Origin of the sequence: Bartonella sp. AC329YNZD, from assembly GCF_042196685.1 — a bacterium.
In the GTDB taxonomy this organism is placed as follows: domain Bacteria; phylum Pseudomonadota; class Alphaproteobacteria; order Rhizobiales; family Rhizobiaceae; genus Bartonella.
Genome location: NZ_JBHIQS010000117.1, coordinates 1 through 611, shown reverse-complemented (window position 1 = coordinate 611; position 611 = coordinate 1). Strand labels below are relative to the sequence as shown.

Annotated in this window: 2 protein-coding genes; both read right to left on the bottom strand. The window is 45.3% G+C overall.

From position 1 onward, the window contains the following. Nucleotides 1-36: 36 nt before the first annotated feature. Nucleotides 37-264 (bottom strand): hypothetical protein, encoded by a 228-nt coding sequence (locus ACFIMW_RS09500; RefSeq protein ID WP_375608925.1) that lies wholly within the window; start codon nucleotides 262-264, stop codon nucleotides 37-39. Then, the coding region (locus ACFIMW_RS09495) for a glycoside hydrolase family protein (protein WP_375608924.1) at nucleotides 261-611 on the bottom strand (351 nt) is incomplete at its 5' end. The genes ACFIMW_RS09495 and ACFIMW_RS09500, both read right to left, overlap by 4 nt.

The window sequence follows — 611 nt, the reverse complement described above, 5'->3', positions numbered from 1 at the left end:
AAATAAATGGGCAACCAGCCACCACAAGAAACAGACCTATTTGCCGCGCACCCAACGAGAAAGTTCAGAGCGCACACCAGCATCACTTTTTTGATTAACTTCATTTTCTACCTCAAGACGGGTTGTTGCTGTCTTTAAAGCATGCTCTGTTTGCTTTTGCCGTTCGCTTTGCTTGCCAAGCTGAAACGCCTTGGCTAAAGCCATAAAAAAAACGGCTAAAGCCGCTGTAAACATAAGAGAATATTTCTTTAGCCAAAAAATCATAAGCGTTGCTCCCCAAACCGCTTGGCGACAATCACTATGCCCGTTACAGCCGCTAAAACCATGATGCCTGCTAAAGCCCATTGCACCGGACCATTGCCAACCAACAAGCCTCCAAACCCAGAACAAGACCCTATAATCGGGGCAAGCGCTTCTATCTTTAAAAGACCGCTTGCTGTTTTCGTTTCTACCCTTTGATAATTCGAAGAAACATAAGCCCCTTTTACCCATAATCCCGCTTCTGCTGCTCGACGGTTGGCTAAACCCGCAAGAGGCTTCCCACCGACCTTATTCCATTTCTGTAATTCTAAGGGTACAGCTTCATAATCACCTTGATTAAGCTTCTTCAA